The organism is Tritonibacter litoralis, assembly GCF_009496005.1.
Classification (GTDB): Bacteria; Pseudomonadota; Alphaproteobacteria; order Rhodobacterales; family Rhodobacteraceae; genus Epibacterium; species Epibacterium litoralis.
This window is the reverse complement of sequence record NZ_WIBF01000003.1, coordinates 184,755-199,961: the sequence shown is the minus strand read 5'-3', so window position 1 is coordinate 199,961 and position 15,207 is coordinate 184,755. Positions and strand designations below refer to the sequence as shown.

The 15,207-nt window shown below is 54.9% G+C and carries 14 protein-coding genes; 6 read left to right on the top strand and 8 right to left on the bottom strand.

Annotated features, from left to right (window positions below; all coding sequences use genetic code 11):
• Positions 1-129 precede the first annotated feature (129 nt).
• The 3 genes from GFB49_RS07230 to hslO are packed head-to-tail and all read right to left on the bottom strand — an operon-like array spanning position 130 to position 2,862.
• Positions 130-1,290, bottom strand: coding sequence for a CCA tRNA nucleotidyltransferase (locus GFB49_RS07230; RefSeq protein WP_153215183.1), 1,161 nt, complete (start codon positions 1,288-1,290; stop codon positions 130-132).
• On the bottom strand, positions 1,287-1,901 hold the full coding sequence (locus GFB49_RS07225; RefSeq protein WP_153215182.1) for a CoA pyrophosphatase: 615 nt from the start codon (positions 1,899-1,901) through the stop codon (positions 1,287-1,289). The genes GFB49_RS07230 and GFB49_RS07225 overlap by 4 nt, the downstream gene beginning before the upstream one ends.
• Positions 1,876-2,862: an Hsp33 family molecular chaperone HslO gene (gene hslO, locus GFB49_RS07220; protein WP_153215181.1), complete on the bottom strand. Its 987-nt coding sequence runs from the start codon at positions 2,860-2,862 to the stop codon at positions 1,876-1,878. The genes GFB49_RS07225 and hslO overlap by 26 nt, the downstream gene beginning before the upstream one ends.
• 78 nt (positions 2,863-2,940) lie before the next feature.
• Here hslO and GFB49_RS07215 point away from each other — a divergent pair, with 78 nt between their 5' ends.
• Entirely contained in the window at positions 2,941-3,384 is a 444-nt protein-coding gene (locus GFB49_RS07215) for an NUDIX hydrolase (RefSeq protein ID WP_153215180.1), read from the top strand.
• Positions 3,385-3,393: 9 nt separating this feature from the next.
• Here the strand turns inward: GFB49_RS07215 and GFB49_RS07210 are convergent, their stop codons facing one another.
• Positions 3,394-4,626 carry a PP2C family protein-serine/threonine phosphatase gene (locus GFB49_RS07210; protein WP_153215179.1) on the bottom strand — a complete coding sequence of 411 codons (1,233 nt, stop codon included), beginning with the start codon at positions 4,624-4,626 and terminating at the stop codon, positions 3,394-3,396.
• Positions 4,627-4,840: 214 nt separating this feature from the next.
• On the opposite strand from GFB49_RS07210, the gene GFB49_RS07205 reads away from it, so the two are divergent.
• Positions 4,841-5,161, top strand: a complete 321-nt coding sequence (locus tag GFB49_RS07205) for an Hpt domain-containing protein (protein ID WP_153215313.1) — start codon at positions 4,841-4,843, stop codon at positions 5,159-5,161.
• 21 nt (positions 5,162-5,182) lie between these two features.
• Here the strand turns inward: GFB49_RS07205 and ilvA are convergent, their stop codons facing one another.
• Positions 5,183-6,409, bottom strand: coding sequence for a threonine ammonia-lyase IlvA (gene ilvA, locus GFB49_RS07200; RefSeq protein WP_153215178.1), 1,227 nt, complete (start codon positions 6,407-6,409; stop codon positions 5,183-5,185).
• A gap of 65 nt (positions 6,410-6,474) precedes the next feature.
• Positions 6,475-7,161: a hypothetical protein gene (locus tag GFB49_RS07195; RefSeq protein WP_194269284.1), complete on the bottom strand. Its 687-nt coding sequence runs from the start codon at positions 7,159-7,161 to the stop codon at positions 6,475-6,477.
• 208 nt (positions 7,162-7,369) lie between these two features.
• Here GFB49_RS07195 and GFB49_RS07190 point away from each other — a divergent pair, with 208 nt between their 5' ends.
• From GFB49_RS07190 to msrA, 4 genes are all read left to right on the top strand, one after another.
• A complete protein-coding gene (locus GFB49_RS07190) occupies positions 7,370-8,596 on the top strand; it encodes an argininosuccinate synthase (protein WP_153215176.1) in 1,227 nt (408 codons plus the stop codon).
• A 132-nt stretch (positions 8,597-8,728) separates the two neighbouring features.
• The gene (locus GFB49_RS07185) at positions 8,729-9,772 is read left to right on the top strand and encodes a YjgN family protein (protein ID WP_153215175.1); all 1,044 of its coding nucleotides are present in this window, start codon (positions 8,729-8,731) and stop codon (positions 9,770-9,772) included.
• Positions 9,773-10,801: a M48 family metallopeptidase gene (locus GFB49_RS07180; RefSeq protein WP_153215174.1), complete on the top strand. Its 1,029-nt coding sequence runs from the start codon at positions 9,773-9,775 to the stop codon at positions 10,799-10,801.
• Positions 10,802-10,998: 197 nt separating this feature from the next.
• A complete protein-coding gene (gene msrA / locus GFB49_RS07175; protein WP_153215173.1) occupies positions 10,999-11,667 on the top strand; it encodes a peptide-methionine (S)-S-oxide reductase MsrA in 669 nt (222 codons plus the stop codon).
• 25 nt (positions 11,668-11,692) lie between these two features.
• On the opposite strand, the gene GFB49_RS07170 is transcribed toward msrA, so the two are convergent.
• The gene (locus GFB49_RS07170; protein ID WP_153215172.1) at positions 11,693-12,583 is read right to left on the bottom strand and encodes a ribokinase; all 891 of its coding nucleotides are present in this window, start codon (positions 12,581-12,583) and stop codon (positions 11,693-11,695) included.
• 149 nt (positions 12,584-12,732) lie between these two features.
• A complete protein-coding gene (locus GFB49_RS07165; RefSeq protein ID WP_153215171.1) occupies positions 12,733-14,988 on the bottom strand; it encodes an NADP-dependent malic enzyme in 2,256 nt (751 codons plus the stop codon).
• Positions 14,989-15,207: the final 219 nt, after the last annotated feature.

Here is a 15,207-nt window from a genome sequence, read left to right as displayed (position 1 = left end):
TGCGCACGGGATCAAAAACAAGCCTATCGCATGCAGTTAACAATAAGGCTGCATGCTTGGGTCAGTGGAACATGTAATGCAAAGCCCCGCGCAGGTCACCAAAAGCGCGGCGATTGATACAATCGCGGCTCAATCCAGCTGGTCTAGCAGCTCAGTTCGACTGAGGGTAAACTGGCTGGAGATCCAGGCCGCCTCCAGTTTTTTAAGAGCCGCGCCCAGCGCCGCGCCAGTTTTGCCGGGCATCAAATCACGCGCGGTGACGGGAAACACCGCTGCAGATCCTGCGGCAAGTTCCGCTTGAAGATCCGGTGCAAGAGGTGTTTCCAACAAAGCTGCCCGCAATTGGCAAGCTGCCAGTGCATCCTGACGGCCAAGCCGATAAGCTAGTTCACCTGGCCCTGCGGTTCCGATTGCCGCTGCACGCAGCTCTGCCAGATGTCTGTCCTGCGCTTTACTGAGTCGAAGGCTTTCGCCAATGATCTTCGCCTCGCCCAGCGCAGCAAGGCGTGCGATCGGATCGCAGGGCGCGGATTGCTCTTCGAAATGGATCAACAGCGACAGCGCCCGATCATCCGTTCCGGGCAACACGGTTGCCAGAACACCTGTCTGGCGCATAGCAGCCACCGCAGGCGCTGGATCTGGCGCCGACAGCAGTTTCAGCACCTCATGGGTCACACGTTCCCGCGACAATTGTGGCAGACCGTCCAGGTTTTCTGCAATTGCAGCCAAAGCCTCTGGATCCATCCCGGCCGCGGCGTCACCATACCAGGCGTGAAACCGGAAATAGCGAAGCGTGCGCAGAAAATCCTCGCGAATGCGGTTCTGGGCGGTTCCGATAAAGCGTACACGACGATTTACCAGATCCTTCAGCCCGCCAAGCGGGTCAAACACACGCCCCTGAGGATCCGCATAAAGCGCGTTCATTGTGAAATCGCGGCGGCGCGCATCCGCGTCGATGGTGTCGGCAAAAGCAACAACAGCGCGGCGACCATCCGTTGCGACATCCTTGCGAAAGGTCGTGACCTCAAACGGCACGCCCTCCTGGACCAAAGTAACCGTGCCGTGGTCGATCCCGGTGGGAATAGCCTTGATCCCGGCAGTTTTGGCCAGTTCCACAACCGTATTGGGCCGCGCATCCGTGCAGATATCAAGGTCCGAGACAGGCGCGCCCAACAACGCGTTGCGCACACAGCCCCCGACAAAAAACACCTGCGCGCCCTGTGCCGTCAGCGCCTGGCACACGGTTTGGCTGCTGGTGGCTGTCAGCCAGGGTTGGTCGATGCGAGTCATTCTGTCATCCGGTCCGCAAGGCTGCGCAACATCCGGGCCGAAGCCCCCCAGATGTAATAGGGGCCGTAAGGCACCGTATAGTAATACCGTCGCTGGCCGCGCCACCGGCGACCTTGCACCACAAAATTGGCGGGATCTGAAACATGCGCCAAAGGCACGGTGAAGACCTCGGCGACCTCACCCGGTTCGGGCCGCACTTCAAATGCCTGTTCGACAATCGCTACAACAGGCGTCACCTGAAACCCGGTGACCGTTTCGTGGTTCGGCAGCTCACCGATCACCCGCACCACATTGGGCGGCAGGCCGATTTCCTCATGCGCTTCGCGCAGAGCAGCGGCCACCACGCCAGCGTCACCTTCATCCACTTTGCCGCCGGGAAAGGCGATCTGGCCCGGATGGTGTTTCAGCGCCGAAGAGCGTTTCGTCAGAATAACACGCGGCCCATCCGGATGTGCGATAATGGGGATCAAAACACCTGCGGGGCGAAGTTTGCGGCTTGGTGGCAGTTGAACATCCGGGTTCAAATCGAAATCGGACGAGCCGTCACCGGCACGTCCCAAGGCCAAAGCCAGGTTTTTGATCAGCTCATGCACCTGTTGGCTTTTCCGCATCAAATCCCAAAGTCTTGGGATCCAGATCGTAATGCGCGCTGCAGAATTGGCAATCCGCTGTGACGCGCCCGTGTTCGTTGGTCATCTTTTCGATGTCCTTTGCCGAATAGATCGACAGGCTCTGGCGCACACGCTCTTCGGAACAGGTGCACCCAAATCGAACCTGCTGCGCGTCAAAGACCCGCGGTTGTTCTTCATGAAACAGACGCAAAAGCAGATCGGTCGGCGTGACCGAAGGCCCAATCAGTTCCAGCGAGTCGACCGTATCCAACAGAATGTTGACGCGGTTCCAGTTCTCTTCCTCATCGCCTGAGACCAGATCAGCCGGGCTGAGCACGTCCCCCGACCCATCGTTTTGCGCCACAAAAGGGGAGGCTTTGGGCATGTGCTGCAGCATCACACCACCAGCCCGCCAATGGGCGTCAACGCCTGGTTCTGACGAAAGCCCGAACTCCAGGTTAAACGTGGTTGGCAACTGCTCGGATTGGGCAAAATAGGCTTCGGCACAGGCCGACAGCGATCCACCGGCCAAGGGGGTAATCCCCTGATAAGGCTTCATTCCCTCACCCTGGTCTATCATGATCGCGAAATACCCGTCGCCCACCTGGTCAAATGGCGCGCCATCAGTGAGGCGATCCGCGTCAAAGCTGGCATAGGCCCGGATCCGGGCCGGCTCGCCTTCGCGTTCGGGGGCATAGTAATCGGTGGCAATCATCCGGACCGCACCTTTGGACTGGACCTGCAAGGACAGTTTCCACTGCAGTTTCACGGTCTGCCCAATCAGGGCGGTCAGCAATGCCATTTCGGCCACAAGCGCTTCAACGACCTGCGGATAATCATGCTGTTTCAGAATTCCGTCCAGCACGCCGTCCAACCGCGCCACACGGCCGCGCATGTCGGATGCATCAAGCTGGAAAGGCAGGACCGTATCGTCCCACGCGATTTTAGAAGCGAGTGTCATGGGGTTTCCTTAAACGCCGGGTTTTGGCATATCGAGCCTATATAGGCTTAACACCGCAAGTGTGAAGAGGGCAGTCCCATGATCCCCCGTTTTGGTAATCCCCCGTCCAAGGGCATTCGCTATCGTGCGCGACCAGGAGCCTATGCGATCCTGCCGCGTGAAGGACGCCTGTTGGTGACCTGTCAGTTGGATCCGGGTCCCGATTTGCAACTGCCAGGCGGTGGCATCGAACGGGGAGAAAACCCCCTGCCCGCCTTGCACCGCGAAGTCTATGAAGAAACCGGATGGTCGATCGCCGCGCCGCGCAAAGTCGGGGTGTTTCGTCGATTTGTTTTTATGCCCGAGTATGACCTTTGGGCTGAGAAACTGTGCCACATCTATGTAGCACGCCCTGTGCGCAGACTTGGACCGCCCGTCGAGGAGGCGCACGAAGCCCTTTGGCTGTCGCCCGAGGACGCAGCTGAAGGTTTGGGCAATGCGGGTGACCGCTATTTTGTGCGCGAATTGCTGCGCCGCGCCTAGACCAGCGGCTTAGGGACCGTTGTATTCAAACAAGGTTGCGGAGACATCGTCTTCCAGACCGTGCTCTTTGGACATGATCTGGGTGAGGTTCCAATAAAGCTCATCCAGGAATTCCTGCCCGTTTTGACCGGTATCGCATTTGCGCACCAGATCCATCAGGCCTTCATCCTCAAGCATCTCACCGTTTTCCAGCCGCGCTTCGGTGAACCCGTCAGAATATAACAACAGTCGATCGCCCTGTTCCAGCACTAGTTCTTCACGTGTGTAGGCGATGTCAGGGACCAAACCTACCGGAACGCCACCTTGGCCGATGTACTCCATCGTGCCGTCCTTGCGGATCAGTAACGGATGCGGGTGTCCGGCCTGCACCAGTTTCAACAACCCGCTGCGCAGGTCGACCGTGCAATAGGCCATTGTGAAATATTCTTCGATACCTGTGTCCGCGATCAGGCGCGCATTCAAAAGGCTTGCGACATCCTCTGGCGGCTTCAGCGCAAAATACCGGTTGAAGCGCTGCTCCATCGCGACGTTCTGGTCAAAGTGGCTGGATGAGAGATAGCCTCCAAGACGCGCGGTCATCATCGCCGAGGTAATACCGTGGCCCGACACATCGATGGAATAGAACCCCAGCCGGTTAATCCCCGGTGAGAACATTCCAACAAGGTCACCGCCAATGTGGCCACAAGGTTTCAGCAAAAGACTGACGTTTGACTCGCCATAGGAACAAGAAAATTCAGGAACAAGAGATTCCTGGATTTTCCGCGCCTGCATCAAATCCTTGTCGATGGCGTCATACACCCGCTGCAGCTCATCCAGCGTTTCCGAGACGATCCGGTTTTTCTCTGACAACTCCCGCTGCATCCGCAAGATCCGCTCACCCGCCGAAATACGCGCCCTTAATTCATCCGAGCTGACCGGTTTGGTGAGAAAATCATCGGCGCCCGAGTGCAAACCTTCGGCAACCTCATTCTTTTCACTCTTGGAAGTTAGCAGAATAAAATAGCTATAATTGTCGGAATTTAACTTCCGCAGATTGCGGCAGAATTCCAACCCGTTCATGCCCGGCATCATCCAATCGCTCAGGATCAGATCCGGGGATTCTTCACGACAGATCTCCATCGCCGACGCACCGCTGTCTGCTTCGACAACGTCGAACCCCCATTTTTTCAAGGAGGCCACAAGAATTCGCCGCTGCAAGCGGCTGTCGTCGACAACCAAGACGCGCCGGATCGTTCCAGTCATTTGAACCGGCTCCGTATCGTCGTTGTTTCGGTCAGGCAGCACCAAGGATACCTCGTTAAAGGGGATAAATCTGTTATTCTCACTAGGTACTATCCCGATAGATCTTTAACAGTCAGTGAAATCTAAAACTTGAACAACCGCATCTCTTTCACCGTAATTTTACCGTCTACAAGGTACGAGCTTCATGTCATAGTGTGAATAGCGGGAAATGGATATGATTGATTGGTCCAGAGTATCAGAGTTGCGAGAGGAAATCGGCGCCGAAGACTTCGATGAAGTTGTCGAGATCTTTTTGGAAGAGGTCGAGGGTGTTCTCGACAAATTGCGAGCAAACGATCGCAGTGCGTTGGAGCAGGACCTGCACTTCCTCAAAGGAAGCGCTCTGAACCTCGGCTTTCGTAAATTTTCTATGCAATGCATGGAGGGTGAACGCGCCGCGGCCCAGGGAATGGGCGACAGCGTCGATTTGCCGTCGATTGTTACCATGTACGAACAGTCTAAATTGACGTTCCTGCAGGAATTGCCCAATCGTTGAGGTGCCGTCAGGCCGGTTCCTTTAAATCAGGAACTGAGCCAGAGTTTCATCGTTTGTAATATCGGTGAACACCAGCCCACTTTCGTCCAGGCGATCAAAAAGATCCCGAAAGTTCTCGGGGCGTTTTGTCTCGATCCCGATCAAGACCGTGCCAAAGTTCCGCGCTGATTTTTTGAGGTACTCAAACCGCGCGATATCATCTTCGGGGCCAAGCATATTCAAAAAGTCCTTCAGCGCGCCGGGACGCTGCGGCAACCGCAACAGCAGATACTTTTTGATACCAGAATAGCGTTGTGCCCGTTCTTTCACTTCGGGCAGACGCTCAAAGTCGAAATTCCCGCCCGACGTCACGCACACAACCGTTTTGCCACGGATCCAGCTGATGACATCGCCCAGCGCCTCGACCGCCAATGCGCCGGCGGGTTCCAAAACGATCCCTTCCACATTCAGCATCTCAAGGATCGTGGTGCAAATCCGATCCTCGGATAGGGTCAAGACGTCAGGGACCGGTGTGTTTTTTAACAAGGCAAAAGGCTTGGCCCCAATACGCCCAACAGCCGCCCCATCCACAAATGTATCCACCCGGTCCAGCGCCACGGGGCGGCGGGCCTGCAATGCTGCCTTCAGACAGGCCCCGCCCGACGGCTCCGCAAACAAGCAATGGGTCCGGTCGCCAAACCACGTGGCCACACCAGAAGACATGCCGCCACCTCCCACAGGCAGGATAATCTGATCCGGAACTCGGCCCAGCTGGTCTTCGATCTCTACCGCGATGGAGGCCTGACCTTCGATCACATCGTCATCGTCAAAGGGGGACAGAAAATGCCCGCCCTGCGCTGCGCACCAGTCTTGCGCTGCGGTCAATGTGTCGTCGAAATAGTCGCCGACCATATGGATCTCGACATTGTCGCCGCCAAACATCCGGGTTTTCTGGATCTTCTGCTGCGGTGTGGTCACCGGCATAAAGATCACGCCGCGCTTTTCCATCTGCTTGCACATAAAGGCCACGCCCTGTGCATGATTGCCGGCGGATGCGCAGACAAACAGATCCTGCTCGGGTTGTTTGCGCATCGCATTCAAAGCGCCCCGGATCTTATATGATCGCACAGGGCTCAGATCCTCCCGCTTGAGGTAGATCTCTGCCCCAAACCGCTCGGACAACAGGACGTTTCGTTGGAGTGGCGTTGCGGGAAACACGTCTCGCATGGCTTGGGTGGCAGCGCGGGCTTTGGACTGAAAATCACTCATAACCCTTTGGTGACGCAACCCCGCCCCGGTGACAAGGGGCGGAGGCAAAGCATGCAAAAGAATACTTAAATCGGGCGGTCTTCGACATAGTGACCATAGATTGTGGTGGCCACACTAACCTGTAACAACAAGATGAAAACAGAGATCAGCACGCTCACGATTGTAGCCAGCGTTTCAGGCAAAACAAAAGATATCATCGATTGCACAAACCCAATGAGCCCAAAAATCAGCCCCAAGACGAATAGAGCTCCAGAACCGGACTCCGTCGCGCGCCAAGCTGACAGGATACCGTTTTCTTCTTTCTCAAGTGCTATGCCTGGCAGCACCGGCGTCAACCGATACACAATCCATGCAATGATGGGAGACACCACAAAATTGGTGAGACCAGCAAAGCCAGGCGTCTGCCCATCAACCACGGAGGTGACCGAGAAAATGACAATCATCGACGGTATAAGGACCAACAGCATAATGCCGATGTAGGTGAAAAAATATCTGAAGATACTAGCAATTTTGATCTTATTGACCCAACCGACCGGTGTTTCCAACAGAACAAAACGGTGCCAGACAATCACCGGCCAGATCAATGTCAAATTGATCGCGACCAAAAATACAAAGATCATAAACAGCGGGCCTGCAATCGATTGGTATTCGCCCAGGTAAAGCTGGAACATAACGTCACCTTGCAGCTGCACTGCGATAGCGATCCACAGAATGACCGCGAGCAATAAGGGCAGTGCCAGGATTTTCAACATGGTGCCCGCGTTTCGGGTGAGCATGTGAAACGAATGGGTGAATAGATTCCAGGCTGTTGAGCTATATGTCATATTGGTGAATACCATATTTAAAAAACAGAATGCGACGCGGGCTTAACGCAAAAGGTTAAAACCACCAACCCTGAAATCCTTGCCCTTGGTTCAAAAAAGCGGTAGGGCGCAGTCGTTCTGATCAAGAGGAAATCCCATGTCCGCGCCCAAGAAAGTTGTGCTGGCCTACTCTGGCGGCCTTGATACATCGATCATCCTGAAATGGTTGCAGACCGAATACGGCTGCGAGGTTGTCACCTTCACCGCTGACCTTGGTCAGGGCGAGGAGTTGGAACCAGCCCGCAAAAAGGCTGAGTTGCTGGGCATCAAGCCGGAAAACATCTTTATCGAAGACATCCGCGAAGAGTTCGTGCGTGACTTTGTTTTCCCGATGTTCCGCGCCAATGCGGTCTACGAAGGGCTGTACCTACTGGGCACCTCGATTGCGCGTCCGTTGATCTCCAAACGTCTGGTTGAGATTGCCGAAGCCACCGGTGCTGACGCCGTGTCCCACGGTGCCACCGGCAAGGGTAACGACCAGGTGCGGTTCGAGCTGTCGGCCTATGCGCTGAACCCCGATATCAAGGTGATCGCACCGTGGCGTGAGTGGGACCTGTCTTCGCGAACCAAACTGCTGGAATTTGCCGAAGCCAACCAAATTCCGATCGCTAAGGACAAACGCGGCGAAGCGCCGTTCTCGGTTGATGCGAACCTGTTGCACACCTCGTCCGAAGGTAAGGTACTGGAAGACCCGGCTGAAATGGCACCGGATTACGTCTATCAGCGGACCGTGAACCCCGAGGATGCACCTGATACGCCCGAGTTCATCGAAATCACTTTTGAAAAAGGTGACGCGGTTGCCATCAATGGCAAAGCACTGTCGCCGGCGACCATTCTGACCCAGCTGAATGAATACGGTCGCAAGCACGGCATTGGTCGTCTGGATTTCGTTGAAAACCGTTTCGTTGGCATGAAGTCCCGCGGCATCTATGAAACACCTGGCGGTGACATCCTGCTGGAAGCGCACCGCGGTATCGAACAGATCACCCTGGATTCCGGCGCAGGCCACCTGAAAGATTCGATCATGCCGCGCTATGCTGAGCTGATCTATAACGGCTTCTGGTACTCGCCCGAGCGTGAGATGCTGCAAGCGCTGATCGACAAATCCCAGGAACATGTATCTGGCACCGTGAAGCTGAAGCTGTACAAAGGCTCGGCCAAAACCGTGGGCCGCTGGTCTGACCACTCGCTTTACTCCGAGGCGCATGTGACCTTTGAAGAAGATGCAGGCGCGTATGACCAAAAAGACGCGGCAGGCTTCATCCAATTGAACGCGCTAAGGTTGAAATTGTTAGCTTCGCGAAATAAGCGAATCAAAGGCTAACACCCAAAAAATTGATCAAAACCGCCCATTTTATGGGCGGTTTTTCGTTGAAAACACTAACAAAATCCAGTCCACTCCCGCCGTCACTTGCGCTTTTTCGCGCAAGTAAAGTTTATTTTGGATGGACATTTTATGGAAACTCATGAGAAATTTGAATTTCGCGGTTCCGCACGCGAGTGGTTTGGAATCTGGATCGTAAACCTTCTGCTATCGATAGTGACATTGGGCGTCTATTCCGCCTGGGCCAAAGTACGTTCGAAGAAATACTTTTACCAAAACACTTTTGTTGCTGGCAGAAACTTTGACTATCATGCGACTGGCCAGCAAATTCTCATCGGACGCGCGATTGTAGTAGCAGCACTACTGGTTTTCGCGCTTTCAGCACAGTTTCTACCGCCTCTCGCTGCAGCATTGCTAATAGCATATGTTGCAGTATTTCCCGTTCTTTTGGTCAGAAGCTTAAGATTCGACGCACGCAACAGCAGCTGGTCAAACGTACGGTTCGACTTTGTCGGCAAACTTGGCCAACTCTACCTTTTGATCTTCGTCTACCCCGTTCTGTCAATTCTAACGCTCTACACAACATGGCCCTTTGTTCAGCGCGCTATACAGCGGTACGGAATAAACAATCACCGCCTTGGAACGACATCATTTCATTTTGATTCCAAGATCGGACCATTTTACATGGCATTCCTTGCTGCAGTCGGAATAGTCCTTGTTGGCGTTGCATTGGTGGCCGGTGTGATTTTCGGTCAGATCACTTCCACTGCCAATGAGGCATTATTCGCCAATCCGATTTTGCTTCTAAATTTATTTCTTAGTTACTTGGTAATCTTGCTGGCGGCGGCCTTTGCAAGCGTAGTTTACCAAGCGATTATCCGTAATCATATATTTGCACACACTAAACTCGGCGAAAACAAACACGGGTTTGTCTCCACCGTTAAGCCACTATCGCTATTATGGATCGCGGTTTCGAACCTTATCGTTGTGCTTTTCTCACTTGGTCTGATGCTGCCTTGGGCAACTGTTCGTATGCAACGGTACCTTGCGGAAAACAGCGCCTTGGTTCCGAACGGTTCCTTGGATGATTTTACTGGAGACGTCTTGACCGAAACCAATGCAATTGGCGATGCGTACTCTGATATCGAGGGCATTGAGCTGGAATTGCCGGTGTAAATGTCTGCACATGACCCTTCAATATCGGGCTGGGCCTTTCGGCCTGGCTCTTCCGAACGAATATCCGCGCGTCTCGACGTCAGCGCTGATTGGATTTTTTTAACGGATCCAGATGATGGGCTGCTACTGACAAAATCCGCTCCCCTTGACGTGCGGCTTGATCAGGCCGCAGGTGCGGGTCCGCGTAATGTTTACTTTGCTGATGGTTGGATGTTTCAGACCGAGGATCACCAGATCTCGATCTTGATGCAAGAGCCATTGCCCAGCCGCCTGCTTCGCCATTTTGAAATTTTTCGGTTGCGCCTCGCAGCCTTCATATTCCTTTCCTTGCTAAGCGCATTTGCAGCGTGGTCACTGGCCGTGCCAGCTCTCGTCACGGTGGCAGTTTGGCTTACCCCCCACGCCGCATTGAGCCAAATCGACAAAGCTTCCATCAAAAGCCTAGACTTAACTGTTTTCGAAGAAAGCGACTTGAGCGCTGACAAGCAAAAAGATCAAAAACGCGTTTTGAAACAACTTATGTTATCGGTGGATGCGAACAGACCGTTTACACTAATCTTTAGGGAAATGCCTGGCATGGGGGCCAATGCCGCCGCCTTACCTGGCGGGACGATCATTGTAAGCGATGAGCTTGTGACCAGATATGGCGATGATCCAACGGTTATCGCAGGCGTTTTAGCACATGAAATGGGTCATGTCGTCGAGCAACACGGCCTCAAACAACTATACAGAGCCCTTACTGTCTACGCTCTCATTACCCTGGTCGCCGGTGATGTTGGTCCGATACTTGAGAACGTCCTGTTAGAGGGACAAACACTTGCGTCCCTATCTTATTCGCGAAAACACGAACTGTCTGCGGATAGGTTTGCAGTAGATTTGTTGTACAAAAGCGGGTTTAGCCCGGAAGGGCTGCAACGCCTTTTCAAAGATGTTGAAGAAACAGATGGAGAAAATAGCTGGTTTGCAACTCATCCATCCAGCGCAGAGAGACTCAAACAGATCAAAGAGATGGCCGATCACCGCAAATAACGAAAGGTTAGCGGGAGGCGCGACAAGGCCGGGAAGTCTTGAAACAATTCAAACCAAATCGCTGTAGAAACATGTAGATCTTGGGCCAAAACCGTAACATCTTCCGGCATATTTCACCACTCCGTGACATCGCGCCGCTGTGAATTGCCGTTTTGCCGCCTGGCTGCTCATTTTGTTGTAGGCAACAGGAGGCACCGATGACTGCTTTTGAAAAACTCAAACTGGCTGTATTGACAGTTGCAGTGGCGCTCGGATCATTCATGGACGTAAGTGAAGCACAAGCCGCACAAGCCGAAACATTGACCGTGGCAGGTGGGTGTTTCTGGTGCGTCGAAAGCGATTTCGAAAGCGTCGGCGGCGTGCTGGAGGTGGTTTCTGGCTTTACCGGCGGGACAGCAAGTAACCCGACTTACAAGCAGGTCACAGCCGGAGGCACCGGTCATTATGAGGCGGTTCAGATCACCTTTGACCCGGCCCAGATCAGCCGTCGTTCCTTGCTGGACATGTTCTTTCGCTCCGTGGATCCAACAGATGCCGGTGGCCAGTTCTGTGACCGCGGCGACAGCTATCGCACCGCTGTTTTTGTCGGCTCCCCGGCAGAGCGCAAAACGGCCGGTGACGCAAAGTCCAAGGCGCAGTCAGATCTTGGCCAAACCGTTGTGACGCCCATTTTGGATGAAGGCGCCTTCTTTCCGGCGGATGCATACCACCAGGACTACTACAAAGGGACCAAGCTGATTTTTACACGCTTTGGACCCAAACGTCAGGCCGAGGCTTACAAACGCTATCGCGCAGCCTGTGGCCGCGATGCGCGGGTGAAACAGCTGTGGGGTGCCGCTGCGCCCTTTGCCGATCAGCACAAATGATCATGGGGCCGGTTGGCCCCTTTTCTTAGGTCAGGTCCGCTGCGTTGACCTCGGCCAGGGTGGGGATCACGTCTGATGTGCCGTGCCGGGTGACCATGACAGCGCCGGCGCGATTGGCGGTCTCCATCGCCTCTGCCATGCTCTGCCCTTGATCGAGCCCTGCCAGAACATATCCGGTGAATGTATCGCCGGCCCCGGTTGTGTCCACGGGCTCAACCCGGAACGCTTTCACGTCATGAGTTTGCCCCGTGGTGCAATCAATATGCCGTGCGCCTTTGGAGCCAAGGGTGATGATAACATCCCGAACACCCAGCGCTTCGGGCTGCTGTCCGGTCGCCTCGGCCAATTGCGCGGCCTCAACCTCATTCAAGATCAGAAAGTCGAGGTATGGCAAAACCGCCGCCACCGCATCCGCATCAAAGGGTGCAGCGGCGTAACAGACGCGCAGGCCTTTTTCGGCAGCCATCCGGCAGGCTTCGACCTGCATATTGGTTTCATTCTGGGTGACAAAGATATCGCCAGCCTTTGCTCCATCCAGCGCCTGGGCGACCTGCGCCTTGGTCAGGGTCTGGTTCGCGCCGGGAAACAGGATGATCTGGTTTTCACCCGCGTCACCATCGGTGCCAGCGACAACCGAGATCACAGCATGTCCGGTTGCCACCGGAACCTTGGCAATGTGGTCGGTTTTCACGCCAGTGTCGGTCAATTTGCCAACCATCTCCGCGCCATCTGTCCCCACAGCACCAATGTGGTGTACCGTCGCCCCTGCGCGCGCGCCGGCAACGGACATATTTGCGCCCTTCCCCCCCAGGTAACGATGGAAGGCCTGCGCGGCCAATGTCTCTCCGGCGGCTGGGAAATGCGACAGGGAATAAACCAGATCCAGATTAATAGACCCGAGGTTCCAAATGGCCATCGCAGCTCTCCTCTTGTGGCAATGCGAAAGCTGTAAATTTGAGCAATCTCATAGCCAGGTCAACCGGGAACTCAACCTTGGTCTCACCCTGCGGCGACAATTGCGAACCCAAAAGAGAGAGGCTAACGCCCCTCTCTAATTCGGAGTAGTTATCCGATGTTGCTTGCCGCCAGGATGGCCATGTTCAACACGTCATTGGCCGTGGACGTGGTTGAACAGATCTGGATCGGCTTGTTCACCCCCGACAGGATGGGGCCGATGACGGTGGCACCGCCCATTTCCTGCATCAGCTTGACCGAAATCGATGCGGAATGGCGGGCAGGTACGATCAGGATGTTTGCAGGCCCGGTCAAACGCTGGAACGGATAGGCGTCCTGGGCACGACTGTTCAGCGCCACATCTACGGTCATCTCACCTTCGTATTCGAAATCAACCCCACGTCGATCCAGAACCGCCGGCGCCAGGTGCATCTTTTCAGCCCGTTCCGACACCGGATAGCCAAAGGTAGAGAAGCTGACAAAGGCCACGCGCGGGTCCAGACCCATGTGACGGGCCACACCTGCAGCGCGTTCGGCGATGTTTGCCAGATCTTCCTGGTCTGGCCATTCATGCACCAACGTATCGCCAATCAGAACAATCCGCCCCTTGTGCAACAAGGCGGTTACACCGGCCGCACCTTTGGTACCATCAGCATCAAACACATGGTTGATCCGATCCAGAATATAGGCGGATTTGCGTGTTGCGCCGGTCACCAGACCATCGCCCTGACCGTGTGCCAGCATCAGCGCTGAGAACACATGCCGATCACGGCCCGCCAGACGGTGGATGTCTTTTTGGTCGAACCCTTTGCGCTGCAAACGCTCATACAGGAAATCTTTGTAGGTCTCAAAATGCGGAGAGTTGGCCGCATTGATCACTTCCAATTCGCGAACCGCATCGCCCAGACCGCTTGCCTCCAGCTTCTCTTTGACGTCTTCAGGGCGCCCCACAACCAAGGCCTTGCCGAAGCCAGACCGTTGATAGGTCACCGCAGCGCGCAAGACGCGCGGGTCGTCCCCTTCGGCAAAGATCATCCGCGATTGTGCGGTCCGCGCACGGGCGTTCAGGCTGCGCAGGATCGAGGCCGTTGGATCCATGCGGCTTTTGAGGTTCAACTCATAAGCGTCCATGTCAATGATCGGACGACGCGACACGCCGGTTTCAATCCCCGCTCTGGCAACCGCTGGCGGGATCCGGTGGATCAGGCGCGGATCAAAGGGGGTCGGGATGATGTAGTCGCGACCAAATGTCAGCGATTTGCCATAGGCCAGCGCCACCTCGTCCGGAACGTCTTCGCGGGCCAGGTTCGCCAATGCATGCGCGCAGGCAATCTTCATCTCGTCATTGATCGCGCGGGCATGGATATCCAGGGCTCCACGGAACAAGTAAGGAAAGCCCAAAACGTTGTTCACCTGGTTCGGATAATCCGAACGCCCGGTCGCCACAATCGCATCTACGCGAACCTCATGCGCCTCTTCGGGTGTGATCTCTGGATCCGGGTTCGCCATTGCAAAGATAACCGGATTGTCGGCCATGGACTTAACCATCTCCTGGGTCACGGCCCCTTTGACCGACACGCCCAAGAAAACGTCAGCACCGTTCATTGCCTCTTCCAGGGTGCGCAGTTCGGTGGTCACGGCATGGGCCGATTTCCATTGATTCATCCCTTCGGTCCGACCCTGATAGATCACACCTTTGGTGTCGCAGACGATACAGTTTTGATGCTGTGCGCCCATGGATTTGAGCAGTTCGATACAGGCGATCCCGGCGGCGCCAGCACCGTTCAGAACGATTTTCACGTCTTCGATTTTCTTTCCGGACAGATGCAGAGCGTTGAGCAAGCCCGCAGCGCAAATCACAGCGGTGCCGTGCTGGTCATCGTGGAAGACCGGAATATCCATTTCTTCCTTGAGCTTTTGCTCAATGATGAAACACTCGGGCGCTTTGATGTCTTCCAGGTTGATGCCGCCAAAGGTTGGCCCCATCAGCTTGACCGCGTTGATAAACTCATCCGGGTTTTCGGTGTCCAATTCGATGTCGATCGAGTTCACATCCGCAAACCGTTTGAAGAGAACCGATTTCCCCTCCATCACCGGTTTGGAACCCAATGCGCCCAGATTGCCCAGACCCAGAACCGCCGTGCCGTTTGAAATCACCGCAACAAGGTTCCCCTTGTTCGTGTAATCATAAGCCAGTTCCGGGTTTTCCGCGATGTCCTCACAGGGGACCGCAACGCCGGGGCTGTAGGCCAGCGATAGATCACGTTGCGTGGTCATCGGCACGGTGGCTTGCACTTCCCATTTGCCAGGAGTTGGTTCCAGATGGAAGGCAAGCGCTTCTTCGCGCGTGATCTTTGCTTTGGGCATCGTGCGGCATCCTCTTACTTTTCTAGATCGGGTTTAGAGAATCCCGGCGCGCCTCACAACGCGCGTTACCGTTAACAAGAAGATTAATGCATTTGAAATACTCGCCACATTGCTGCCCTATTTGCGACACCTCACCGCTCCAAATCGAAATTAATCCTTAATGGGTAAGTTAACCAGTTAACCCGCGCCTTACCTTTTGTCGGGACTAGGCCGAGCCAG

Excerpts from the sequence above, each read along its gene's own strand:
- GFB49_RS07190 (WP_153215176.1), top strand. The coding sequence starts at position 7,370 with ATGTCCGCGCCCAAGAAAGTTGTGCTGGCCTACTCTGGCGGCCTTGAT.
- GFB49_RS07210 (WP_153215179.1), bottom strand. The coding sequence starts at position 4,626 with ATGACTGGAACGATCCGGCGCGTCTTGGTTGTCGACGACAGCCGCTTG.
- msrA (WP_153215173.1), top strand. The coding sequence starts at position 10,999 with ATGACTGCTTTTGAAAAACTCAAACTGGCTGTATTGACAGTTGCAGTG.
- hslO (WP_153215181.1), bottom strand. The coding sequence starts at position 2,862 with ATGACACTCGCTTCTAAAATCGCGTGGGACGATACGGTCCTGCCTTTC.
- GFB49_RS07170 (WP_153215172.1), bottom strand. The coding sequence starts at position 12,583 with ATGGCCATTTGGAACCTCGGGTCTATTAATCTGGATCTGGTTTATTCC.
- GFB49_RS07180 (WP_153215174.1), top strand. The coding sequence starts at position 9,773 with ATGTCTGCACATGACCCTTCAATATCGGGCTGGGCCTTTCGGCCTGGC.
- GFB49_RS07230 (WP_153215183.1), bottom strand. The coding sequence starts at position 1,290 with ATGACTCGCATCGACCAACCCTGGCTGACAGCCACCAGCAGCCAAACC.
- GFB49_RS07225 (WP_153215182.1), bottom strand. The coding sequence starts at position 1,901 with ATGCGGAAAAGCCAACAGGTGCATGAGCTGATCAAAAACCTGGCTTTG.
- GFB49_RS07205 (WP_153215313.1), top strand. The coding sequence starts at position 4,841 with ATGATTGATTGGTCCAGAGTATCAGAGTTGCGAGAGGAAATCGGCGCC.
- ilvA (WP_153215178.1), bottom strand. The coding sequence starts at position 6,409 with ATGAGTGATTTTCAGTCCAAAGCCCGCGCTGCCACCCAAGCCATGCGA.
- GFB49_RS07165 (WP_153215171.1), bottom strand. The coding sequence starts at position 14,988 with ATGCCCAAAGCAAAGATCACGCGCGAAGAAGCGCTTGCCTTCCATCTG.
- GFB49_RS07195 (WP_194269284.1), bottom strand. The coding sequence starts at position 7,161 with ATGTTGAAAATCCTGGCACTGCCCTTATTGCTCGCGGTCATTCTGTGG.
- GFB49_RS07185 (WP_153215175.1), top strand. The coding sequence starts at position 8,729 with ATGGAAACTCATGAGAAATTTGAATTTCGCGGTTCCGCACGCGAGTGG.
- GFB49_RS07215 (WP_153215180.1), top strand. The coding sequence starts at position 2,941 with ATGATCCCCCGTTTTGGTAATCCCCCGTCCAAGGGCATTCGCTATCGT.